The organism is Polaromonas sp. P1_G4 (assembly GCF_056405475.1).
Map to the genome: position 1 here is coordinate 1 of NZ_JBFUCA010000371.1, position 4,300 is coordinate 4,300.

The 4,300-nt window shown below is 59.0% G+C and carries 6 protein-coding genes; all 6 read left to right on the forward strand.

What is annotated here, in order from left to right; all coding sequences use genetic code 11:
- The coding region (gene atpB / locus AC1D1X_RS16785) for a F0F1 ATP synthase subunit A (protein WP_477698701.1) at positions 1 to 606 on the forward strand (606 nt) is incomplete at its 5' end.
- A gap of 85 nt (positions 607 to 691) precedes the next feature.
- Complete coding sequence (atpE, locus tag AC1D1X_RS16790; protein ID WP_293400282.1) at positions 692 to 940, forward strand: F0F1 ATP synthase subunit C; 249 nt, start codon at positions 692 to 694, stop codon at positions 938 to 940.
- A gap of 38 nt (positions 941 to 978) precedes the next feature.
- On the forward strand, positions 979 to 1,449 hold the full coding sequence (locus AC1D1X_RS16795) for a F0F1 ATP synthase subunit B (protein ID WP_457281585.1): 471 nt from the start codon (positions 979 to 981) through the stop codon (positions 1,447 to 1,449).
- Between the two features lie 13 nt (positions 1,450 to 1,462).
- Complete coding sequence (locus AC1D1X_RS16800) at positions 1,463 to 1,993, forward strand: F0F1 ATP synthase subunit delta (RefSeq protein ID WP_477668853.1); 531 nt, start codon at positions 1,463 to 1,465, stop codon at positions 1,991 to 1,993.
- Between the two features lie 58 nt (positions 1,994 to 2,051).
- Positions 2,052 to 3,605 (forward strand): F0F1 ATP synthase subunit alpha, encoded by a 1,554-nt coding sequence (gene atpA, locus AC1D1X_RS16805; protein WP_457281583.1) that lies wholly within the window; start codon positions 2,052 to 2,054, stop codon positions 3,603 to 3,605.
- A gap of 63 nt (positions 3,606 to 3,668) precedes the next feature.
- A partial coding sequence (atpG, locus tag AC1D1X_RS16810) for an ATP synthase F1 subunit gamma (RefSeq protein WP_477698702.1) occupies positions 3,669 to 4,300 on the forward strand: 632 nt, incomplete at its 3' end.

Sequence of the window (4,300 nt, forward strand, 5' to 3'; positions counted from 1 at the left end):
AGCCAGGCCAAGGGCRTCGTTAAAAACGCCGAATCGCGCAAGGCCGTCGGCCCACTGGCGCTCACCGTATTCATCTGGATTTTCCTGATGAACTCCATGGACTTCCTGCCTGTCGACCTGTTCCACACAATTTTTGCTGTGACCGGCCTCGATCACAGCATTCACAACTTCCGCGTGGTTCCCACGGCCGACCTCTCGGCCACGCTGGGCATGTCCTGCGGCGTGCTGCTGGTTTGCCTGTACTACAACGTCAAGATCAAGGGTTTTGGCGGCTGGGTGCATGAGCTGTTCTCGGCCCCGTTCGGCGACAAATGGTTTTTGTATCCCGTCAACTTCTTGATGCAGATGATCGAATTCGCCGCCAAGACCGTATCTCACGGCCTCCGGCTTTTCGGCAACATGTACGCGGGCGAACTGCTGTTCATGCTGATCGCGCTGATGGGTGCAGTGGGCTTCGGCTCTGCGACTGGTGTGTTCCTCTTCATCGGCCATGTGCTCGCGGGCACGGGCTGGGCAATCTTCCACATCCTGATCGTTGCGCTGCAGGCGTTTATTTTCATGATGTTGACGCTGGTCTATGTGGGGCAGGCCCACGACCATCACTGATTCTCACGAATCAGTTTCCCCTGGTTTTCTGGTTTCCGCTTTCTTTTTTATTTTTGTTAGTTAGTTAAATCCATAGGAGCATTAAATGGAACACGTACTCGGTTTTGTCGCTTTGGCCGCTGGCCTGATCATTGGCCTGGGCGCTGTCGGCGCATGTATCGGCATCGGCATCATGGGCAGCAAATACCTCGAAGCCGCTGCACGCCAGCCTGAGCTGATGAACGAACTGCAGACCAAGATGTTCCTGCTGGCCGGTCTGATCGATGCTGCTTTCCTGATCGGCGTGGGTATTGCCATGCTGTTCGCATTTGCCAACCCGTTTGTGTTGAAGTAAATCGCACGCCTTTCTAGACAACCTACAGAGGTGCCGCTGTGAGTATTAACTCCACATTCTTTGCGCAGCTCGTCGTGTTTGCGATTCTGGTGCTGTTCACGATGAAATTCGTGTGGCCACCAATTGCAGCTGCGCTCGACGAACGCGCCCGGAAGATCGCCGACGGCCTTGCCGCTGCCGATAAAGCCAAGTCTGAACTCTCCGTTGCCAACAAGCGCGTGGAAGAAGAACTGGCCAAATCGCGCAACGAATCGGCAGTGCGCCTGGCGGAAGCCGAGCGCCGCGCCCAGGCCCTGATTGAAGAGGCTAAAGCCCGCGCAACCGAAGAGGGCAGCAAGATCATTGCCGCCGCCAAGGTTGAGGCCGAGCAGCAAACCGTCAAGGCCCGCGAGACCCTGCGTGAGCAGGTCGCCGCACTGGCCGTCAAGGGTGCAGAGCAGATTCTGCGCAAGGAAGTCAATGCCGGTGTGCATGCTGACTTGCTGGGTCGCCTGAAGACCGAACTTTAAGCGAGCGTAAAACATGGCCGAACTAGCCACCATTGCCCGTCCCTACGCTGAAGCGTTGTTCAAGGCATCCGGTTCCGACCTGGGCGGCACCGCCGTCTGGCTCGATGAGCTTGCCGCCATTGCCGCCAACGTGCAGTTGCAGCAATTTGCGGGCAACCCCAGCGTGACGGTAAACCAGACGTTTGACGTAGTTTCCGGGGTGGCCAAAACGAAGCTGCCGGAAGCCGCCAGGAACTTCTTGCGGACCGTGATCGAGAACGGCCGCATCAGCGTCCTGCCGGAAATCGCCGCACAGTTTCGCGCACTGAAAAATGCGCAAAGTGGTTCTTCGGATGCCACCGTTTACAGCGCATTTCCGCTGGAAGGCGCTGCGCTGGCCGATTTGGCAACAACGCTGGAGAAGCGGTTTGGCCGCAAGCTCAACCTTTCGGTCGAGCTTGAGCCGGCGCTGATCGGTGGCGTACGTGTCGTGGTGGGTGACGAGGTGTTGGACACCTCGGTCAAAGCCCGTTTAGAGCAAATGAAAGTGGCGCTGATTTCCTGAGCTTGCGCTCAGGCGCGCCCCGGTTTTTAGCCAACAACATAGAAAGAAGGAAAGAGTCATGCAACTCAATCCCGCAGAAATTTCTGAACTGATCAAGAGCCGCATCGAAGGCTTGACAGCCAGTGCCGATGTCCGCAACCAGGGCACCGTAGTGTCTGTGACCGACGGTATCGTCCGTATCCATGGCCTATCCGACGTGATGCAGGGCGAAATGCTGGAATTTCCCGCAACCGCCGACGGCACGCCGACCTACGGCCTGGCGCTGAATCTTGAGCGCGACTCCGTCGGCTCCGTGATTCTGGGCGAGTACGAGCACATCGCCGAAGGCGACACCGTGAAGTGCACGGGCCGCATCCTGGAAGTGCCTGTGGGTCCTGAGCTGCTTGGCCGTGTGGTCAACGCACTGGGCCAGCCGATTGACGGCAAGGGCCCGATCAACGCCAAGTTGACCGACGTGATCGAAAAGGTCGCGCCCGGCGTGATCGCCCGTAAATCCGTTGACCAGCCCCTGCAGACCGGCCTGAAGTCCATCGACTCCATGGTGCCCGTCGGCCGCGGCCAGCGCGAACTGATCATCGGCGACCGTCAGACCGGCAAGACCGCTGTGGCCATCGACGCCATCATCAACCAGAAGGGCAAAGGCGTTTCCTGCGTCTACGTCGCGATCGGCCAGAAGGCTTCGTCGATCAAGAACGTGGTGCGTTCGCTGGAACAAGCCGGCGCAATGGAATACACCATCGTCGTGGCCGCTTCCGCTTCCGAATCCGCCGCCATGCAATACGTGAGCGCCTACTCTGGCTGCACCATGGGCGAATACTTCCGCGACCGCGGCGAAGACGCGCTGATCGTGTATGACGATTTGTCCAAGCAAGCCGTGGCTTACCGCCAGGTTTCGCTGCTGCTGCGCCGTCCACCAGGACGCGAAGCCTACCCCGGCGACGTGTTCTATCTGCACAGCCGTCTGCTCGAGCGCGCAGCTCGCGTGAACGAGAAGTACGTTGAAGACTTCACCAAGGGCGCCGTCAAGGGCAAGACCGGTTCACTGACCGCACTGCCGATCATTGAAACGCAAGCCGGCGACGTGTCCGCTTTCGTGCCAACCAACGTGATTTCGATCACCGACGGCCAGATCTTCCTGGAAACCAGCCTGTTCAATGCCGGTATTCGTCCCGCCATTAACGCCGGTATCTCGGTGTCCCGCGTCGGCGGTGCTGCCCAGACCAAGCTGATCAAGAATCTGTCCGGCGGTATCCGTACCGACCTGGCCCAGTACCGTGAACTGGCTGCCTTCGCGCAGTTCGCTTCCGACCTGGACGAAGCCACCCGCAAACAGCTGGACCGCGGTGCCCGCGTGACCGAGCTGCTCAAGCAGGCCCAGTACTCGCCTTTGTCCATTTCCAACATGGCCGCTACGCTGTTCGCAGTGAACAAGGGCTTCATGGACGACATCGAAGTCAAGAAGGTCCTGGCTTTCGAACACGGCTTGCACGCCTTCCTGAAGGACAAGAACGCGGCCTTGATGGCCAAGCTCGAAGCCAACAAGGCCATGGACAAGGATGCTGAGGCTGAACTGAACGCGGCTGTGGCCGAGTTCAAGAAGTCGTTTGCCTGATCTCGCCTGACGCATCGTCAAGCAAGTAATTAAGCAACCCTCAGGAACCCCTTAGGAATCCATATGGCAGCAGGCAAGGAAATACGCGGCAAGATCAAATCGGTGGAAAACACCAAGAAGATCACCAAGGCCATGGAGATGGTGGCCGCCTCCAAGATGCGCAAGGCGCAGGAGCGGATGCGCGCTGCCCGTCCTTACAGCGACAAGATCCGCAACATCACGGCCAACCTGAGTCRGGCCAACCCCGAATACACCCACGCGTTCATGGAGTCCAACGACGCCAAGGCCACCGGGTTCATCGTGGTGACGACCGACAAGGGCTTGTGCGGCGGCATGAACACCAACGTGCTGCGCGCCGTGACCTCAAAGCTCAAGGAAGTGCAGGCCGCCGGCCATGATGCGAAGGCTGTGGCCATCGGCAACAAGGGCCTCGGTTTTCTGAACCGTGTGGGCGCCAAGGTGGTGTCGCATGCGACGCAGCTGGGCGACAAGCCGCACCTGGAAAAGCTGATCGGCCCCGTCAAGGTGCTGCTCGATGCCTACAGCGAAGGCAAGATCAATTCGGTGTACCTGTGCTACACCAAGTTCATCAACACCATGCGCCAGGAACCGGTGGTCGAGCAGTTGTTGCCTTTGACGGCAGCGCACCTGCAGGCCGACAAGGACCAGCACGGCTGGGATTACATCTACGAGCC

What these genes read in the sequence shown, in the direction of transcription:
- atpE (WP_293400282.1), top strand. Translation starts at nt 692, where the DNA reads ATGGAACACGTACTCGGTTTTGTCGCTTTGGCCGCTGGCCTGATCATT.
- atpA (WP_457281583.1), top strand. Translation starts at nt 2,052, where the DNA reads ATGCAACTCAATCCCGCAGAAATTTCTGAACTGATCAAGAGCCGCATC.
- AC1D1X_RS16800 (WP_477668853.1), top strand. Translation starts at nt 1,463, where the DNA reads ATGGCCGAACTAGCCACCATTGCCCGTCCCTACGCTGAAGCGTTGTTC.